Below are 19,168 nucleotides of genomic sequence, written 5' to 3'. Positions count from 1 at the left end.
GTGGCACCGGCGGCCGTCAGTCCTCGCCGTAGCGCGGATCGACCGTCTCCGGCGTGAGTCCCAGCAGCTCCGCCACCTGCTCCACGACCACCTCGTGGACCAGGGCCGCCCGCTCGTCCCGGCCCTTGGTGCGGATCTCCACCGGGCGGCGATAGATGACCACGCGCGCTGGGCGTCCCTCACGGGCGGCGATCGTGCCGCCCAGGGGGACCGCCTCGTCGTTCCAGGTCCGGCCGTCGAGGCGAGGGACCTCAAGGACGAGGAAATCGATGTCGGTCAGCTGCGGCCAGCGGCGTTCGAGGCGCTCCACGGAGTCCTGGACCAGGTCCGCGAAGACATCGGCGCGGCTGGCGGCGAGGGGGACCTGGGGTGGTGCGATCGGGCCGCGCATGCCCCGTCCGTGGCGATCACGGCGGCGGGGCCCGGGGCCTGCGGCACGGGGCGGTACGGGGGTGTCCATCACTGATGAAGGGTAGTCCTCACGGCAGGTACCTGTCCGATCGCGGCGGGGTGGCGGGAGCGGCACCCCCTGTCCGTACGGCATGTCGGCAGATGACCATTCCAGCCAAGCTTGGGCTCGATTCGGCATCTCTCCGAGACCGTCGAAGTCGAGGTAAATGTGGGTTTTGTGTTGAGTGGTGACCGGTTCTGTCACTGCCCGGTATTCCGCAACGCGGCTTTTGGGCAGGTCAGGAGGGTGGGGCAAGAGGGGCGCGCGGAATGCCTCACAACACGACACGGTGGGGTGACCCGGGGGAGAGTCGTCGCGGCCCGCTCAAGAGTGCGGTACCGTCCAACGTCGTGAGCCCTGTACGTCGCTGTTCGCGCACCGCTTGCGGCCGTCCCGCCGTCGCGACGCTGACGTACGTCTACGCCGACTCGACCGCGGTCCTCGGCCCGCTCGCCACCTACGCCGAACCCCACTGCTACGACCTGTGCGCCGAGCACTCCGAGCGCCTCACCGCCCCCCGTGGGTGGGAGGTCGTACGGCTGCTGGACGGCTCCGCTCCGGCCCGTCCGAGCGGGGACGACCTGGAAGCGCTTGCCAACGCCGTGCGCGAGGCGGCGCGTCCGCAGGAGCGGGCGGCCGGCGCCGGCGGCGGTGGCCGTGGCGCCGACCCGATGGAGGTCGCGCGGCGAGGCCATCTCAGGGTGCTGCGCTCGCCCGACAACTGACGGTCGGTTCCCTTCGTCTGTCTTTCCTCCCCCTCTTCGCGGTGCCTTCGTTTGGTTGAGTGCTGCACAAGCATTGACGGGTTGTTGTCGCGGACACGACCATTCCGTATGCCGAAACGAGAAATCGCTTTCCGCATGACGGAATCCCGGAGGTGCCCGTGTACATCCAGGAACTGGAGCCCGTAGCAGGCTCACTGGGGCTGTCCGCCCTCGTGGCGACCCTGCCCCTTGTGATCGTGCTCGTCCTGCTGGGCGGGGTCCGGATGAAGGCGCATCTCGCGGGGCTCACCGGGCTTCTGGCGGCCGGAATGGTCGCCTGGCTCGCCTACGGCATGCCGCTCGACCAGACGCTCTCCAGCGGCGTCCAGGGAGCAGTCTTCGGGCTCTTCCCCATCCTGTGGATCGTCGTCAACGCCCTGTGGGTGTACCGGATGACGGTCCGGACACGGCATTTCGACATCCTCCGGCGGTCGTTCGGACGGCTGTCGGACGACCCGCGCATCCAGGCGCTCGTCGTCGCCTTCTGCTTCGGCGCCCTGCTCGAAGCCCTCGCCGGGTTCGGGGCGCCCGTCGCGATCTGCTCGGTCATGCTCGTGGCGCTCGGGTTCGAGCCGGTGCGCGCGGCCGTCGTCGCCCTGGTCGCCAACACCGCCCCCGTCGCCTTCGGCGCGATGGGGACGCCCGTGGTGACGCTCGCCCAGGTCACCGGGCTGCCGCTGGACGACGTGGCCTCCGTGGTCGGCCGGCAGACGCCCTTGCTGGCGCTGGTCGTGCCGCTCGTGCTGGTCGGGCTCGTGGACGGCCGGCGCGGGCTGCGGGAGACCTGGGTGCCCGCCGTGGTGTGCGGAGTCGCCTTCGCCGTCGCCCAGTTCGCCGCCTCGAACTACGTCTCCGCGCAACTCGCCGACATCGGCGCCGCGTTGGCCGGCGCGGGCGCTCTGGTCGCCGTACCGCACGCGCGTGTGCCCGCCACCGAGGCCGTACGCGCTTCCGTGCTGACCGGGTCGCGGAGCGAGGAACTCGACGAGGACGACCCGCGCGGCGAGGTCGTGCGGGCGTATGCGCCGTACGCCCTGATCGTCGTGATCTTCTCCATCGCCCAGATCCCGGTCGTCAAGGACTGGCTGGCCGGAGCGACCCAGACGTACGACTGGCCCTTCCTGAACGTCGCCAACCCGGACGGCGAGGCCGTCAGCGGCAATGTCTTCAGCTGGCCGATCGTGTCCACCGGCGGCACCCTCGTGCTGATCGCCGGGCTGCTCACGGCGGTCGTTCTGGGCGTGCACGCGCGCGTGGCCGTCAAGGAGTGGGCCGCCACCGTGCACGAGCTGCGGTTCGCCATCCTGACCGTGACGTCCGTGCTCGCGCTCGCCTACGTCATGAACCTGTCCGGGCAGGCCGCCACCATCGGCCACTTCGTGGCGGCGGCAGGCGCCGGGCTCGCCTTCCTGTCGCCGGTGCTGGGCTGGTTCGGGGTGGCCGTGTCCGGGTCGGACACCTCGGCCAACGCGCTGTTCGGGGCGTTGCAGGTGACGGCCGCGCGGGAGTCCGGGCTGTCGCCGGAACTCCTGGCCGCCGCCAACAGTTCAGGAGGTGTGCTCGGCAAGATGATCTCGCCGCAGAACCTCACCATCGCGTGCGCGGCCGTGGGACTCGCCGGCAAGGAGGGCGACCTGCTGAGGCGGGTCCTGCCGTGGAGCCTGGGGCTGCTGCTGGTGATGTGCCTGATCGTGGTCGGCCAGAGCTCACCGGTACTGGGCTGGATGCTGCCCTGACCTTGAAGGTTACGGCTGGGGGTCCACTCGGCGACCGTCCGGCGCACTGTCGGTCCCGGCAGGTAGTTTGTGGTGACCGACAGGACTTTCAGGAGGGGTGTCCGTGGCTGCTGATCTGTCACAGCTGGTGAAGGCGTACGACGTGCGCGGGGTCGTACCCGATCAGTGGGACGAGTCGCTGGCCGAGCTCTTCGGCGCCGCCTTCGTCCGGGTGACGGACGCGAGCGCGATCGTGATCGGCCACGACATGCGCCCCTCCTCGCCCGGTCTGTCCCGAGCCTTCGCGCGCGGTGCCGCGGCCCAGGGCGTCGACGTCACCGAGATCGGCCTGTGCTCCACGGACCAGCTCTACTACGCCTCGGGCGCGCTGGACCTGCCGGGCGCGATGTTCACGGCCTCGCACAACCCGGCCCAGTACAACGGCATCAAGATGTGCCGCGCCGGCGCCGCCCCGGTCGGCCAGGACACCGGCCTCGCCGAGGTCCGCGAACTGGCCGAGAACTGGCTGGAGTCGGGTGCCCCGGCCCCGGCCGAGCGCACGGGCACGATCACGCGGCGCGACACGTTGGAGGACTACGCGGCCCATCTCCGCTCCCTCGTCGACCTGACCTCGATCCGCCCCCTGAAGGTCGTCGTCGACGCGGGCAACGGCATGGGCGGCCACACCGTGCCGACCGTCTTCGGCGGCCTCCCGCTGGACGTCGTCCCGATGTACTTCGAGCTGGACGGCACCTTCCCGAACCACGAGGCGAACCCGCTGGACCCCGCGAACATCGTCGACCTCCAGAAGCGGGTCCGCGAGGAGGGCGCCGACCTCGGCATCGCCTTCGACGGCGACGCCGACCGCTGCTTCGTCGTCGACGAGCGCGGCGAGCCCGTCTCCCCGTCCGCCATCACCGCCCTCGTGGCCTCGCGCGAGCTCGCCAAGCACGGCGGCAAGGGCACGATCATCCACAACCTGATCACGTCCTGGTCGGTCCCGGAGGTCGTCCGGGAGAACGGCGGCACCCCGGTCCGCACCCGCGTCGGCCACTCCTTCATCAAGGCCGAGATGGCGAAGTCCGGCGCGATCTTCGGCGGCGAGCACTCCGCCCACTACTACTTCAAGGACTTCTGGAACGCCGACACCGGCATGCTGGCCGCCCTCCACGTCCTCGCCGCCCTCGGCGGCCAGGAGGGCCCCCTGTCCGGCCTGGTCGCCCAGTACGACCGCTACGCCGGCTCCGGCGAGATCAACTCCACCGTCGCCGACCAGGCGGACCGCCTCGCCGCGATCAGGACGGCCTACGAGGGCCGCGACGACATCCGCCTGGACACCCTCGACGGCCTGACGGTCACCTCCACCGACTGGTGGTTCAATGTCCGCCCGTCCAACACGGAGCCCCTGCTCCGCCTGAACGCGGAGGCCAGGGACGAGGAGACGATGAGAAAGGTACGGGACGAGGCGCTGGCGATCATCAGGGCTTGATCCCACGGTGTGCCTGGCGGCCACTCACCTGCTGGGCATCGCCTTTTGAGGCCGGCCCGCGCCTTTCAGCCCGTCCGGCGTTTGATGACGAGGCCGTTCAGGCCGACAGCGGGGTCTGGGGCGGCAGCCCCAGAAGCAGTCCGGGGTCGAAGGGGCAGCGCCCCTGGATGGGGGTCCCCCCTGCTCGAGCGAAGCCGAGAGCTTGGGGGAGGGACGGGCAGGGGCGGCGGGGGCGAAATCCCTCGGCAACCCCCGGCTCCCGCACAACGCCGCCCAACCCCGGCACCCCGCCCCCACCGGCGGTACGCTGACCAGGCACATCCGCACACCCGCACGCACCACCGACCCCCACCACCCCAGAAGGGACCCGCCATGCCGCTGGAAGCCGGCCTCCTGGAGATCCTCGCCTGCCCGGCCTGCCACGCCTCCCTCAAGGAGCAGGAAGCCGAGCTGATCTGCACCGGCCAGGACTGCGGCCTTGCCTACCCGGTCCGCGACGGCATCCCGGTCCTCCTGGTCGACGAGGCCCGCCGCCCCGCGTAACGAGGAGGCCCGCCGCCCCGCGTAACGACGAGGCCTGCCGCCCCGCATCACGGGGAACACGGACTCCACAGCCGCCCCGGCACGGTGCACGGTCCTGGTGGCAAACCCGGCGCCCCCGCCCCCCCGCACCCCCGCACAACAGACCCCAAAGAAACCCCGGCGATCGGAGGCCGTCGCCCATGCTCGACGAATCGCTGCTCGACACGCCGGAGGCACTCGCCGACGCCGACCGCCGTGCCCTGCTGCGCGGCGCGGCCGAAGCCGGCGCCCGCGTCCGCACCGCCGCCCGGCACGCCGTAGAGGCCGGCGTCCACGACCTCAAGCCGGACGGCCGCCCCCGAGCCATCCTCATCGCGGGCCCCGGCGCCGCCGCCACCTGCGTCGCCGACCTCCTCGGCACCCTCGCCGGCGCCACCAGCCCCGTCACCCGGCTGGCACCGGCCGGCGTGGCCCCCGCCGCGGGCGCCCTGCGCTGGGAACTCCCCGGCTGGGCCGGCTCTGTCGACCTCCTGCTGATCGCCACCCCCGACGGCACCGAACCCGGCCTGTCCCTGCTCGCCGAGCAGGCCTACCGCCACGGCTGCACGGTCGTCGCCGTGGCCCCCGCGGGCACCCCGCTCACCGAGGCGATGCACGGCAACCACGGCCTGTTCGTGCCGATGGCGACCGCTCCGTACGAGCAGGACGAGTCCCTCGCCGCCTCCGCCCCCGGCGTCCTGTGGGCCCTGCTCACCCCGCTCCTCGCGCTCCTGGACCGCACCGGTCTGCTCACCGCCCCGCCCGACGCCGTCGAGAAGGTCGCCGACCGCCTCGACCACATCGCCGAGCGCTGCGGCCCCGCCATCGCGACGTACAGCAACCCCGCCAAGACCCTCGCCGCCGAACTCGCCGACGCGCTCCCGCTGATCTGGACCGAGGGCGTCTCCGCGGGCCCGGCCGGCCGGCGTTTCGCCGCAGCGCTCGCCGAGCTCTCCGGCCACCCGGCCCTCGTCGCCGAACTGCCCGAGGCCCTCGCCTCGCACAGCGCCCTGCTGGCCGGCCGGCTCGCGGCGAGCGCGGACCCCGACGACTTCTTCCGGGACCGCGTCGAGGAGACACCGGCCCTGCACGCGCGCGTGGTCCTGCTGCGGGACCGGCCGATCGGCGGCCTCACCGCCGCGCCCAGCGCCCGTGACCTCGCCCTCAGCCACGACGCACCGATCAGCGAGCTGGAGCCGGAACCCGGCGGTGAGCTGGAGACCCTCGCCGAACTGATCGCCATCACGGATTTCGCCGCCGTTTACCTGGCGCTCGCCTCGGGGGCCTGATCTGTCCCTGGACGCCCCCACAGTCGTACGACGGCGCAACCGGCAGTCGTACACCAGGCGAACCGGCGTCCTCCCCGAAGAGACCCCGCCTACCCGCAGAGAGCAGGCAGACAACCGCATGGACCGCCTCGACAACACCGTCCGCCCCTACGCCTGGGGTTCCACCACCGCGATCCCGAAGCTCCTCGGCGTCGAGCCGACCGGTGAACCGCAGGCGGAGATGTGGATGGGCGCGCACCCGGGCGCGCCGTCGCGCACCGGGCGGGGCACGCTCGTCGAGGTGATCGAGGCCGGCCCGGAGCGCGAGCTGGGTGCATCGGCGGTGGCCAAGTTCGGGCCGCACCTGCCGTTCCTGCTCAAGATCCTCGCCGCCGGCGCCCCGCTCTCCCTCCAGGTGCACCCCGATCTGGAGCAGGCCAAGGAGGGTTACGCGGACGAGGAGGCCCGCGGCATCCCCGTGGACGCCGGGCACCGCAACTACAAGGACGCCAACCACAAGCCCGAACTGATCTGCGCGCTCACCGAGTTCGACGGCCTGTGCGGCTTCCGCGACCCGCTGCGCACCGCCGACCTGCTGGACGGCCTCGGTGTCGACTCCCTCAAGCCGTACGTCGACCTGCTGCACGCCCACCCCGAGGAAGCGGCCCTGCGCGAGGTGCTCACCGCGATCCTCAGCGCCGACCCGGACGAGATGGCCCACACCGTCGCCGAGGCCGCGGCCGCCTGCTCCCGCCTCGGCGGCGAGTACGCCCCGTACGCCGACATCGCGCACCACTACCCCGGCGACCCGGGCGTCATCGCGGCCATGCTGCTCAACCACGTCCGACTCCAGCCCGGCGAGGCCCTGTTCCTCGGCGCCGGCATCCCGCACGCCTACCTCAACGGCCTCGGCGTGGAGATCATGGCCAACTCCGACAACGTCCTGCGCTGCGGCCTGACCCCGAAGCACGTCGACGTCCCCGAACTCCTGCGCATCGTGCGCTTCGAGGCGGGCGACGCGGGAGTGCTTCGCCCCGAGGCGGCCCCGGACGGCGAGGAGGTCTACGAGACCCCGATCGACGAGTTCCGGCTGTCCCGGTACGTCCTCCCGGAGGGCACCACCGCCCACGACCTCACCCGCGCGACCCCGCAGATCCTGCTCTGCACGGCCGGAGCCGTCCGCGCCGGGGAGCACGAACTGACGCCGGGCCGCTCCGTGTTCGTACCGGCGGGCGAAAAGGCCGAAGTGTCCGGGGCCGGTACGGTCTTCCGGGCCACGGTCGTCGCCTGACCGAGGGCATCTCACGACCCGGCGCGCCACCGTCGGACCGGGCTGCAACAATGGCCCACCGGCAAAGGACGGGCAAAGCCGATCGGGGGCGAGGCTCCCCTCGGCGACGCCCCGGGCGGCGTACGTACGAAGCCATGCGGGCCGAGAGGCCGCGAGGGCTGCGAACGCCACGAAGGCTACGAAGGCGAAGGGACAACGCGACACATGAGCGCGTCAGGCGGAACCAGGGCGATCGTGGCGGCACTCGCCGCCAACCTCGCGATCGCGGCATCGAAGTTCGTGGCGTTCGCGTTCAGCGGGTCGTCGTCGATGCTCGCCGAGGGCGTGCACTCGCTCGCGGACTCCGGCAACCAGGCCCTGCTGCTGGTCGGCGGCAAGAAGGCGCAGCGCGAGGCGACCCCGCAGCACCCCTTCGGCTACGGCCGTGAGCGCTACATCTACGCCTTCCTCGTCTCGATCATCCTCTTCTCCGTCGGTGGCATGTTCGCCCTCTACGAGGGCTACGAGAAGATCAAGCACCCGCACGAGATCGAGCACTGGTACTGGCCGGTGGGCGTCCTCGTCTTCGCGATCATCGCCGAGTCCTTCTCCTTCCGTACGGCCATCAAGGAGTCGAACGTCCTGCGGGGCAGGAAGTCGTGGAAGGAGTTCGTCCGCCACGCGAAGGCCCCCGAGCTGCCCGTCGTGCTCCTGGAGGACCTCGGCGCGCTGGTCGGTCTGGTCCTGGCCCTGGGCGGCGTCGGCCTGGCCCTGCTCACCGGCGACGGCGTCTGGGACGGCATCGGCACCGTCTGCATCGGCATCCTGCTCGTCCTGATCGCGGTCGTCCTGGCCATCGAGACCAAGTCGCTGCTGCTCGGTGAGGCGGCGGGCGTCGAGGACGTCGAGAAGATCGAGGCCGCCGCCGTCGACGGCGAGGTCGTCACCCGGATCATCCACATGCGCACGCTCCACCTCGGCCCCGAGGAACTCCTGGTGGCCGCCAAGATCGCGGTGAAGCACGACGACACGGCCGCCGAGGTCGCCGCCGCCATCGACGCCGCCGAGGCGCGCATCCGCGAGGCCGTCCCGATCGCCCGCGTCATCTACCTGGAGCCCGACATCTACAGCGAGGCCGAAGCGGCCAAGGGCGCCGACCGCGAGGCGACACCGGGCGGCCCGGCACAGCACGGCACCGAGCACTGACCCGTACGGTGACGGGGCCCGCCGAGTCGATCGGCGGGCCCCGTTGTCATCGCCGCGCTGCCCTTGACGCTGTGCAGGTCCGGGCGTCAGGCCGGCAGGTGCCGGTTCGGGGCGACCGGAACCGGAGCGGGCCCGCGCCGCCGTACGACCCGGGCGGCGATCCCCAGCCCGACTGCGACCAGCACAAGCACCACCCCGAGCATGATCGCCTTACCGATGAGGGCGGGCACGGCATAGCTGTCGCTCGTGCGCCCGCGGATCCCGGACTCGGCGAAGGTGCCACCCCGGTCGTCGAGAAACGCCCGCGAATCACGGGCGTTCCCCCGGTTGTCACCCAGCAGGAACAGCCGCCCTTCGGGAACCCGGACGTCGTAGGCCGGAATCCCGAACCCGCCCGCCTCCCCGCCCTTCAGATACGGCTCCTCGATCGGCTTCCCGTTCACGGTGACGCGCGCGGCCGTCCCCGTCCCGGTGCAGCAGGCCACGCGGTCGCCGCCCACGCCGATGACCCGCTTGACCACCAGCCCGTCGAACCCGTACCGGTCCGGCGCCGAGAGCAGCACGACGTCCCCGCGCCGCACCTCGCTCCCGTCGGCCCGCTCGTAGAAGATCCGGTCACCCGGCCCGTACGTCGGCGTCATGCTCTCGCTCGACACCACGGCGCCGCCGAACCCGGCCCGCGCATACGCGAGCCCGCCGAGCCCCAACACCAGCCCCAGCAGCCCCACTACGACGCCCGCGACCCCAAGTCTTCGCCCAGCCCCGGACATTGCACCCCTCCCCATACGACCTCTCCTCACAGGGCCCGTCGCCTGGTGGCCCTCCGCGCGCGGGAGCGTAGCTGGCCTCCGTGACCCGGTGGTGCGTGACCCGGTGATGCGTGATCCGGCGGTGCGTGATCCGGCGGTGCGTGACCAGGCGGTGCGTGACCCGGCGGTGTGTGACCCGGTGGTGCGTGACCCGGCGGTGCGGGCCCGCCCCCGAGCCACGGACGCGGACCCGCCCGACGCGGCCAACGGTGCGGGCCCGCCTTCGCCCCCTTGAGGCGGACCCGCTCGACGCGGCTATCCGACCTCGCGCAGCACCCCGAGCACGGCCGACTCGTCCGGCGCCGCCAGCAGCCGGTCCCGGAACTCCGCGTTCATCAACTTCCGCGACAGCAGCGCCAGAATCCGCAGATGCTCGTCGCCCGCGGCAGCCTCCGGTACGGCGATCATGAACACGAGCCTCGCCTTCGTACCGTCCGGCGAGCCCCACTCGACACCCTCAGCGGACCGCGCGAAACCGACGACCGGCGCACTCACCGCATCCGTCTTGGCATGCGGAATCGCGATCTCCTCACCGAGCCCGGTCGTCCCCTGCGCCTCCCGACGCAGCGCCGTCGCGACGAGCTCCTCCGGATCCACGACCTTCCCGGTCCGCCCCAGCAGCTCCGCCATCTCACGGATCGCGGCCTCCTTGTCGGCGGCCCCGAGCCGAACCTTCACGGTCTGCTCGGTGAGATAGCCGGAGAGGACGTCGCCGGAGCCGCCGCCGACTTCGGCCTCGTCAGCAGGCTCGGCCATGTCAGCGACCTCGGCCGTGTCAGCGACCTCGGTCGAGTCGGCCACCTCGGCCCCGTCGGCACGGTTGCCCGGCACAGCGGCGTCGGCGGACTCAGCCGGGCCGGCCTGCTTCGGCACGCCCCCTGCGCCGGCGCCACCGTCACCGCCACCGCCCGCGCCCGTTCCGGTACCAGCGCCGGCGTCGGCACCCGTAGCCCCGACCCCGGCGCCCACCAGCACAGCCTCACGCGCACCCACGCCCAACGCGAGGCCCGCTTCTACGCGCCGCCTGCGCTCGCCCAGGTCGACGAGGGCGACCGTGGTCAGCGCGGTGACGGCCGAACCGATCACCACCGCCACGAAGAACATCGGCACCCCGCTCACCGCACCCAGCACGGCCACGATCGGCCCGCCGTGCGGCACCGCGTCCTCGACGCCGGCGACCCCGGCGATCGCACCGGCGACCGCGCCGCCCAGCATGTTGGCGGGGATGACCTGCGCGGGCCGCGCCGCGGCGAACGGGATCGCGCCCTCGGAGATGCCGAAGCAGCCCATGAACAGCGAGGCCAGCCCGGTCTCCCGCTCCTGCTCGGTGTACAGCCGCTTCCGTATCAGCGTGGCCAGGCCCTGCCCGAGCGGCATGACCGGGATCGCGGCCGCGCACATCCCCATGACCGTCTGGTTGCCGGTCGCGATGAGCCCGGCGCCGAACAGGAACGCCGTCTTGTTGACCGGCCCGCCCATGTCGAACGCGATCATGAGGCCCAGAATCGCCCCAAGCAGGATCGCGCTCGTGCCGGTCATCCCGCTGAGCCAGTCGGTCAGGTTCTCGAACACCCAGGAGATCGGCTTGCCGATGACGTAGATGAAGAACATGCCGAGCGCGGTGGTCGCCACGATCGGGATCACGATGATCGGCATGATCGGCCGCGCGAACTTCGGGACCGGGACCTTCTTGATCCACAACACCAGGTACCCGGCGAGGAACCCGGTCACGATCGCGCCGATGAACCCGGCGCCTGCCTTGGAGTCGTACAGCTCACCGGTGTTGGCGATCCAGCCACCGACCATGCCGGGCACGAGCGCGGGCCGATCGCCGATGGCGTAGGCGATGTAACCGGACAGGATCGGCACCATCAGCGTGAAGCCGATGACGCCGATGTTGTTGATGTCCATCCAGAAGGAGTCCTTCGGGATGACCAGACCGCCCGACGGGTCCGTGTGCCCGCCGAGCGACAGCGAGATCGCGATCAGCAGCCCGCCGACCACGACGAACGGGATCATGTAACTGACCCCGTTCATCAGCGCCTTGTACCCGACGCTCCGTTCCTTGCCGCCGGACGCGGGGGCCGTGGGGGCACCCCCCGGTGTGTGCACCGGCGCCGACATCACACGCTCGATCAGCTGCTCCGGGTGACGAATGCCCTCGGCCACGCCCACGGTCAGTACCCGCTTGCCCGCGAAACGGCTCAGGTCCACATCCTTGTCCGCGGCGACGATGACGCCGTCGGCATGTTTGACATCGTTGTCATCGAGAACGTTTTCAGCCCCGATGGATCCCTGCGTCTCCACCTTCATGTCGATGCCGCGGCTCTCGGCGGCCTGTGCGAGCTTTTCAGCCGCCATGTACGTGTGGGCGATGCCGGTCGGGCACGCGGTCACGGCGAGCAGCCTCAACCGCTGCTGCTCGCCGTCGCCGCCGCCCGTGGGGGGAGGGCCGGCCGGAATGGTCACGTCGATCTCCTAACGCCTTTGTCGTGCGGAAACGCCGTCCCGGGCGCCCGCAAGATCGATCAGCTGTTCCGATCTCCAGGCATCCTGCCGCACCTCCCCGCAGGCTCATAGGGCCGGAGTTCCCGGAACGTCCCGGTCTGCCGCCACCTGTGAACCGTTCGTTGGTGTCCTGTTATCGCTCCCCCACGCGACCGTCACCTGACCTGCCGCCGGCCTCCGAGCGGCCTCTCTCCTCGCCCGCCCTGGAACCCCTTGATGGCTCGATCTGTTCGGAGGTGGACTGGGGGCGGCCGGGCGTCCCGGTGTAGCTTGGGACAGAGCCAGACGTCGCTGCTGATGGCGGTCGGGCGGTCCCGACAAGGACCGGCCGAGGGAGAGAGGGCCTCCGACGGACTGCGCTGCGCGTACGCGGGCATGCCTGTGTCCTCTTCGGGCACCCCGGTGTCCGCCGCCGCGCAGACCAGCCGTACCCACCCTCGACCCAACCCCGAGGAGCAGCTCGTAATGACGACTGTCGAGAACCGACAGGACTTCAAGGTCGCCGACCTCTCCCTGGCCGCGTTCGGCCGCAAGGAGATCACCCTCGCCGAGCATGAGATGCCCGGCCTGATGGCGATCCGCAAGGAGTACGCCGAGGCCCAGCCGCTCGCCGGCGCCCGCGTCACCGGCTCCCTGCACATGACGGTGCAGACCGCCGTCCTCATCGAGACCCTGGTCGCCCTCGGCGCCGAGGTCCGCTGGGCGTCCTGCAACATCTTCTCCACCCAGGACCACGCCGCCGCCGCGATCGCCGTCGGCCCGAACGGCACGCCCGAGAACCCGCAGGGCGTCCCGGTCTTCGCCTGGAAGGGCGAGACCCTGGAGGAGTACTGGTGGTGCACGGAGCAGGCCCTGACCTGGCCGAACACCCCCACCGGCGGCCCGAACATGATCCTGGACGACGGCGGTGACGCCACCCTCCTCGTCCACAAGGGCGTCGAGTACGAGAAGGACGGCAAGGTCCCGGACGTCGACACCGCCGAGTCCGACGAGCACCGCGTCATCCTCGAACTCCTGCACCGCACCATCACGGACGGCTCGCAGAAGTGGACCCAGCTGGCGTCCGAGATCCGCGGTGTCACCGAGGAGACCACGACCGGCGTCCACCGCCTGTACGAGATGCAGCGCGACGGCGACCTCCTGTTCCCGGCGATCAACGTGAACGACGCCGTGACCAAGTCGAAGTTCGACAACAAGTACGGCTGCCGCCACTCGCTCATCGACGGCATCAACCGCGCCACCGACGTCCTGATCGGCGGCAAGACCGCGGTCGTCTGCGGCTACGGCGACGTGGGCAAGGGCTGCGCGGAGTCGCTGCGCGGCCAGGGCGCCCGGGTGATCATCACCGAGATCGACCCGATCTGCGCCCTCCAGGCGGCGATGGACGGCTACCAGGTCACGACCCTCGACGAGGTCGTCGACAAGGCCGACATCTTCATCACCACCACCGGCAACAAGGACATCATCATGGCCTCGGACATGGCCAAGATGAAGCACCAGGCGATCGTCGGCAACATCGGTCACTTCGACAACGAGATCGACATGGCCGGCCTCGCCAAGGTCCCGGGCATCGTCAAGGACGAGGTCAAGCCGCAGGTCCACACCTGGACCTTCTCCGACGGCAAGGTGCTCATCGTCCTCTCCGAGGGCCGCCTGCTGAACCTGGGCAACGCGACCGGTCACCCGTCCTTCGTGATGTCCAACTCCTTCGCCGACCAGACGCTGGCGCAGATCGAGCTGTTCACCAAGCCGGAGGCCTACCCGACCGGTGTGTACACGCTGCCCAAGCACCTGGACGAGAAGGTCGCCCGCCTCCACCTGGACTCGCTCGGCGTGAAGCTGACGACGCTCCGCCCGGAGCAGGCCGCCTACATCGGCGTCGAGGTCGAGGGCCCGTACAAGTCGGACCACTACCGCTACTGAGCCGAGCCGGCTCCGCGCGGCCCGCGGCGCCGCCGAGCCGGACCGTCCGAGCCGGGTTGCCGTACGACGACACTCGTACGGCAACCAGCGGTGACAGCGGTCCATCGCTCGCCGCGCCCCGCTTCGCAGCGGCAGTACCTCCGAGGCAGGCCCCCGCACCCCCGTGCCGGGGGCCTGCCTCTTTGGCCCGCATGGCCGGCCCACGTAGCCTCATCTGCCGAAGTGGCCGGGACCAGCCCGTCCGTCAGCCCCCAGGACCCCGATGCCCCGCGGCCGTTATTCGCTCCACGATCCGCACGATCACACCCCCCTCGCAGAAGAACACTTCCACTGCGCCCCCGGCCCTTCCGGCTGGCGCTACGTCGCCCAGCTGACCACCCCCGCGGGCGATCACAGCGGCTCCGTCGACCTCGCCCTGGACGAACTCGGCCGCCCTATCCGCCTCGAACTCCACGCCGGCGGCTGGCAAGTACGCGGCGCCGCCCTGGACGGCGTCACCTGGGTCCGCACCGACCCCACGGGAGTCCACGCCACGGAAGGCAATGTGCGCGCCCACGCCTTCACCGGCACGTCCCCCGCGTTCCTCATCGCCACCACCCGTCTCCTCCGCCTCACCCCTTCGGGCTCGGCAACCCGCGTCCGCCTCGTGGCCTTCACGGATCCGGTCCTCGCCCCGCGCACCGTGGACCAGTCCTGGGCCTTGGTGGAAAGACAAACACACGCCACTGACAACGGCCCCCTGACCGTGGACGAATACCAGGTCACAGCCCTGGACACGGGGGAGCAGCACACCGTGCACATCGCCGGCGACGTAGTCCTCTCGGCACCAGGCATCGAACTGGAGGACCTGGAGTCACCACCGTCCCCGCTGGCCTGATCCGCTCAGGCGGGGGGAGCGAAGCCCGTGGCAGGCGGCTCGTCCTGCGGCACCGGAGGAGCCGGCTGCCGTACGACGTCAGGCGCGACTCGTGAATGCTCCGCACCGGCCTGTGGCACGTACGGAACCCCGGCCGGGGGCACATACGGAACTCCGACCGGAGCAGCAACGCCTCCGCCGTACGCGGCAGGCGCCGGGGGTGTCGGGGCAGCCATAGCCGCCCCATTACCGAAGGCGCGCCGCGCCTCCCGAGCCTGCCGCTCCTGAAGAACCGCGGCCAGATAGGCGGCCGGAGGCACGTCGTGCGGCGCCGGAGCGCCCGTGCGCCCCGCGAGGTCCGTCGCGAGCCGCTCCGCCATGCTCCAGCCGACCTGCGGATCGAGCTGCTGCATCCGCGTCAGGTACTGGCGAATGGCCAGCCACAGACCATCGGGCACCGCCGACAAGTCGAGCCCGGCGAACCGCCCGGCCAACCACGGGGGAGGCGGCGGCACGAATCCCGTACGCGTCACGGGGATGCGCTCCCGAACGACGAGAGTCCCGGCGAACACGTCACCGAGCCGCCGCCCGCGCGCGGACACCAGCGAAGCGATGACGGCGACAACCCCGAGCGTCATCAGAATCTCGATCACACCGATGAGACCCCGCACCAGCGCATGCCGGAACCGGATCGGCCCGCCGTCGTCCCGCACCACCCGCAGCCCGCAGGCCAACTTCCCGAGCGAACGCCCATGACTGAGCGTCTCGACCGCGATAGGCCCGCCGACCAGCAGCAACACGAACATGGCGATCGACAGCGCGGTCTGCGCGGCCTCGTCCAGAGAGGCGGTGGCGATCACGACGCCCGTCGTCACGACGAGGTAGGCGATCAAGGCCACGGCCAGATCGAGCAGCACCGCCAGCGCCCTGCTGGGCAGCTTTGCAGGGCGCAACTCCAGCGCCACCGCCTCGCCCGTCACCAGCTCACTCACGCCGACCGTCCTTCCCCTGACCTGCCCTCGGAATGGCCAGTCTGCCAAGCTGAGGGCGCATCGCGCCGCAGTACGACAAGCTGACGTCCAACGACGAGTCGCCGACGAACAGCCGGGGAGCAGGAAAGCAGATGGACCTCGACGTCTTCGTCACCGCCCACCGCGCCGAGTGGGACCGCCTCGACGCCCTGCTCGGGCGTCAGCGCCGACTGACCGGCGCCGAGGCCGACGAACTCGTCGTCCTCTACCAGCGCACTGCCACCCACCTGTCCCTGATCCAGTCCAGCGCACCCGACCCCCAGCTGACGGGCCGGCTGAGCCAACTGGTGGCACGCGCGCGTAGCGCGGTCACAGGCACCCGCCGCGCCTCCTGGCGAGACGTCACCCGCTTCCTGGCCTACGGCTTCCCCGCCGCGGTCTACCGCGCGCGCCACTGGTGGGTACCTACGGCACTCCTGTCCACTCTCGTAGCGGCCCTCCTGGGCTGGTGGATAGGCACCCACCCCGAGGTACAGGCCACCATCGCGGCCCCCAGCGAACTACGCGAGCTCACCCGCCCCGGCGGCCAGTACGAGACGTACTACTCCAGCCACCCCGCGGCCTCCTTCGCGGCCCAGGTCTGGACGAACAACGCCTGGGCAGCCGCCCTCTGCCTGATCCTCGGCGTCTTCCTGGGCCTCCCGGTCCTCTGGATCCTCTTCCAGAACATGTTGAACCTCGGTGTCGGCTTCGGCCTGATGTCCTCAGCAGGACGCCTGGACACCTTCCTCGGCCTCGTCCTCCCGCACGGCCTCCTCGAACTGACTGCGGTCTTCGTAGCCGCCGGCACCGGCCTGCGTCTCGGCTGGACCCTCATCGACCCCGGCCCCCGCACCCGACGCGTGGCCCTCGCCGAGGAAGGCCGCGCCGCGATCGGCATGGCAATCGGCCTAGCGCTAGTCCTCTTCGTATCCGGCGCCATCGAAGGCTTCGTCACCCCGTCGGGCCTGCCCACCTGGGCACGCATCACCATCGGCGTCGTCGCCGAACTGGCCTTCCTTGCATACGTATTTGTCCTCGGCGGCCGTGCCGCCCGCGCCGGAGACACGGGCGACCTCGATGAGGCCGAACGCAGCGCCGCCGTTCCGACGGCCGCCTGATGTGCGTGCACACCTGTTGAGCTGCTAGTCTCCTCTTCGCCCCACAAAAGCCGTTGACACGGAGCGAGTGGGGAGGTAGATTCGAACAGTTGCCTGGAAGTGGATATAGTCCCATCGGGCAGAGTGAGTGTCTGTCTGCTTCAGTGGAACTTCGATTCCCAAGAAGCCCCCTCCCGATGATTTCGGAAATGAACGGCCGGTCAGTCCGGCCCGAAACTTCTGATAAAGTCGGAACCGCCGGAAAGGGAAACGCGAAAGCGCGAACCTGGAAAGCACCGAGGAAATCGGATCGGAAAGATCTGATAGAGTCGGAAACGCAAGACCGAAGGGAAAAGCCCGGAGGAAAGCCCGAGAGGGTGAGTACAAAGGAAGCGTCCGTTCCTTGAGAACTCAACAGCGTGCCAAAAATCAACGCCAGATATGTTGATACCCCGTCTCCAACCGTTCGGTTGGGGCGAGGTTCCTTTGAAATAACACAGCGAGGACGCTGTGAACCGGGAGACTATTCCTCTCCTGGTTCCGCTCTCGTGTGTGTGCACCGGATTACCGGTAAACATTCACGGAGAGTTTGATCCTGGCTCAGGACGAACGCTGGCGGCGTGCTTAACACATGCAAGTCGAACGATGAACCACTTCGGTGGGGATTAGTGGCGAACGGGTGAGTAACACGTGGGCAATCTGCCCTTCACTCTGGGACAAGCCCTGGAAACGGGGTCTAATACCGGATAACACTCCTGTCCTCCTGGACGGGGGTTAAAAGCTCCGGCGGTGAAGGATGAGCCCGCGGCCTATCAGCTTGTTGGTGAGGTAATGGCTCACCAAGGCGACGACGGGTAGCCGGCCTGAGAGGGCGACCGGCCACACTGGGACTGAGACACGGCCCAGACTCCTACGGGAGGCAGCAGTGGGGAATATTGCACAATGGGCGAAAGCCTGATGCAGCGACGCCGCGTGAGGGATGACGGCCTTCGGGTTGTAAACCTCTTTCAGCAGGGAAGAAGCGAAAGTGACGGTACCTGCAGAAGAAGCGCCGGCTAACTACGTGCCAGCAGCCGCGGTAATACGTAGGGCGCAAGCGTTGTCCGGAATTATTGGGCGTAAAGAGCTCGTAGGCGGCTTGTCACGTCGGGTGTGAAAGCCCGGGGCTTAACCCCGGGTCTGCATTCGATACGGGCTAGCTAGAGTGTGGTAGGGGAGATCGGAATTCCTGGTGTAGCGGTGAAATGCGCAGATATCAGGAGGAACACCGGTGGCGAAGGCGGATCTCTGGGCCATTACTGACGCTGAGGAGCGAAAGCGTGGGGAGCGAACAGGATTAGATACCCTGGTAGTCCACGCCGTAAACGGTGGGAACTAGGTGTTGGCGACATTCCACGTCGTCGGTGCCGCAGCTAACGCATTAAGTTCCCCGCCTGGGGAGTACGGCCGCAAGGCTAAAACTCAAAGGAATTGACGGGGGCCCGCACAAGCAGCGGAGCATGTGGCTTAATTCGACGCAACGCGAAGAACCTTACCAAGGCTTGACATACACCGGAAACGTCTGGAGACAGGCGCCCCCTTGTGGTCGGTGTACAGGTGGTGCATGGCTGTCGTCAGCTCGTGTCGTGAGATGTTGGGTTAAGTCCCGCAACGAGCGCAACCCTTGTTCTGTGTTGCCAGCATGCCCTTCGGGGTGATGGGGACTCACAGGAGACCGCCGGGGTCAACTCGGAGGAAGGTGGGGACGACGTCAAGTCATCATGCCCCTTATGTCTTGGGCTGCACACGTGCTACAATGGCAGGTACAATGAGCTGCGATACCGTGAGGTGGAGCGAATCTCAAAAAGCCTGTCTCAGTTCGGATTGGGGTCTGCAACTCGACCCCATGAAGTCGGAGTTGCTAGTAATCGCAGATCAGCATTGCTGCGGTGAATACGTTCCCGGGCCTTGTACACACCGCCCGTCACGTCACGAAAGTCGGTAACACCCGAAGCCGGTGGCCCAACCCCTTGTGGGAGGGAGCTGTCGAAGGTGGGACTGGCGATTGGGACGAAGTCGTAACAAGGTAGCCGTACCGGAAGGTGCGGCTGGATCACCTCCTTTCTAAGGAGCACTTCTCACCAACTCCGGTTGGTCAGAGGCCAGTACATCAGCGAATGTCTGATGCTGGTTGCTCATGGGTGGAACGTTGATTATTCGGCACGATCCAGGATGGATCAGGCGCTAGTACTGCCCCTC

At 69.6% G+C, this 19,168-nt stretch carries 14 protein-coding genes and 1 rRNA gene; 11 read left to right on the top strand and 4 right to left on the bottom strand.

What is annotated here, in order from left to right; all coding sequences use genetic code 11:
* Positions 1–16: 16 nt before the first annotated feature.
* Positions 17–460: a metallopeptidase family protein gene (locus tag PGH47_RS17215; protein WP_125528256.1), complete on the bottom strand. Its 444-nt coding sequence runs from the start codon at positions 458–460 to the stop codon at positions 17–19.
* A gap of 260 nt (positions 461–720) precedes the next feature.
* Here PGH47_RS17215 and PGH47_RS17210 point away from each other — a divergent pair, with 260 nt between their 5' ends.
* The 7 genes from PGH47_RS17210 (at position 721) to PGH47_RS17180 (ending at position 8,724) form a co-directional block, all read left to right on the top strand.
* Positions 721–1,176, top strand: a complete 456-nt coding sequence (locus PGH47_RS17210) for a DUF3499 domain-containing protein (RefSeq protein ID WP_271664172.1) — start codon at positions 721–723, stop codon at positions 1,174–1,176.
* Between the two features lie 158 nt (positions 1,177–1,334).
* A complete protein-coding gene (locus PGH47_RS17205) occupies positions 1,335–2,951 on the top strand; it encodes an L-lactate permease (protein WP_271668079.1) in 1,617 nt (538 codons plus the stop codon).
* Positions 2,952–3,054: 103 nt separating this feature from the next.
* A complete protein-coding gene (locus PGH47_RS17200) occupies positions 3,055–4,419 on the top strand; it encodes a phosphomannomutase/phosphoglucomutase (RefSeq protein ID WP_271664171.1) in 1,365 nt (454 codons plus the stop codon).
* Between the two features lie 372 nt (positions 4,420–4,791).
* Positions 4,792–4,962 (top strand): Trm112 family protein, encoded by a 171-nt coding sequence (locus PGH47_RS17195; protein ID WP_093746251.1) that lies wholly within the window; start codon positions 4,792–4,794, stop codon positions 4,960–4,962.
* A gap of 179 nt (positions 4,963–5,141) precedes the next feature.
* A complete protein-coding gene (locus PGH47_RS17190) occupies positions 5,142–6,269 on the top strand; it encodes an SIS domain-containing protein (protein ID WP_271664170.1) in 1,128 nt (375 codons plus the stop codon).
* A 118-nt stretch (positions 6,270–6,387) separates the two neighbouring features.
* A complete protein-coding gene (gene manA / locus PGH47_RS17185; protein WP_271664169.1) occupies positions 6,388–7,539 on the top strand; it encodes a mannose-6-phosphate isomerase, class I in 1,152 nt (383 codons plus the stop codon).
* Between the two features lie 204 nt (positions 7,540–7,743).
* A complete protein-coding gene (locus PGH47_RS17180) occupies positions 7,744–8,724 on the top strand; it encodes a cation diffusion facilitator family transporter (RefSeq protein ID WP_107905737.1) in 981 nt (326 codons plus the stop codon).
* An 86-nt stretch (positions 8,725–8,810) separates the two neighbouring features.
* Here the strand turns inward: PGH47_RS17180 and lepB are convergent, their stop codons facing one another.
* Both lepB and PGH47_RS17170 read right to left on the bottom strand, forming a co-directional pair.
* Positions 8,811–9,494 (bottom strand): signal peptidase I, encoded by a 684-nt coding sequence (gene lepB, locus PGH47_RS17175; protein ID WP_271664168.1) that lies wholly within the window; start codon positions 9,492–9,494, stop codon positions 8,811–8,813.
* A 294-nt stretch (positions 9,495–9,788) separates the two neighbouring features.
* Positions 9,789–12,002, bottom strand: coding sequence for a fructose-specific PTS transporter subunit EIIC (locus tag PGH47_RS17170; RefSeq protein WP_271664167.1), 2,214 nt, complete (start codon positions 12,000–12,002; stop codon positions 9,789–9,791).
* 504 nt (positions 12,003–12,506) lie between these two features.
* Here PGH47_RS17170 and ahcY point away from each other — a divergent pair.
* Positions 12,507–13,964: an adenosylhomocysteinase gene (ahcY, locus tag PGH47_RS17165; RefSeq protein ID WP_269644767.1), complete on the top strand. Its 1,458-nt coding sequence runs from the start codon at positions 12,507–12,509 to the stop codon at positions 13,962–13,964.
* Between the two features lie 262 nt (positions 13,965–14,226).
* Positions 14,227–14,841 (top strand): hypothetical protein, encoded by a 615-nt coding sequence (locus tag PGH47_RS17160; protein ID WP_271664166.1) that lies wholly within the window; start codon positions 14,227–14,229, stop codon positions 14,839–14,841.
* 5 nt (positions 14,842–14,846) lie between these two features.
* Here PGH47_RS17160 and PGH47_RS17155 read toward each other — a convergent pair whose 3' ends face one another.
* Complete coding sequence (locus PGH47_RS17155; protein ID WP_271664165.1) at positions 14,847–15,812, bottom strand: RDD family protein; 966 nt, start codon at positions 15,810–15,812, stop codon at positions 14,847–14,849.
* Between the two features lie 131 nt (positions 15,813–15,943).
* Here PGH47_RS17155 and PGH47_RS17150 point away from each other — a divergent pair, with 131 nt between their 5' ends.
* Both PGH47_RS17150 and PGH47_RS17145 read left to right on the top strand, forming a co-directional pair.
* Complete coding sequence (locus PGH47_RS17150) at positions 15,944–16,951, top strand: stage II sporulation protein M (protein ID WP_271664164.1); 1,008 nt, start codon at positions 15,944–15,946, stop codon at positions 16,949–16,951.
* Between the two features lie 556 nt (positions 16,952–17,507).
* Positions 17,508–19,033: ribosomal RNA gene (locus PGH47_RS17145) — 16S ribosomal RNA — on the top strand.
* The last annotated feature ends 135 nt before the right edge of the window (positions 19,034–19,168 follow it).

The organism is Streptomyces sp. HUAS 31 (assembly GCF_028198125.1).
Lineage (GTDB): Bacteria > Actinomycetota > Actinomycetes > Streptomycetales > Streptomycetaceae > Streptomyces > Streptomyces chartreusis.
The sequence above is the reverse complement of the archived record's forward strand: the minus strand, read 5'-3'. Positions and strand labels throughout refer to the sequence as shown.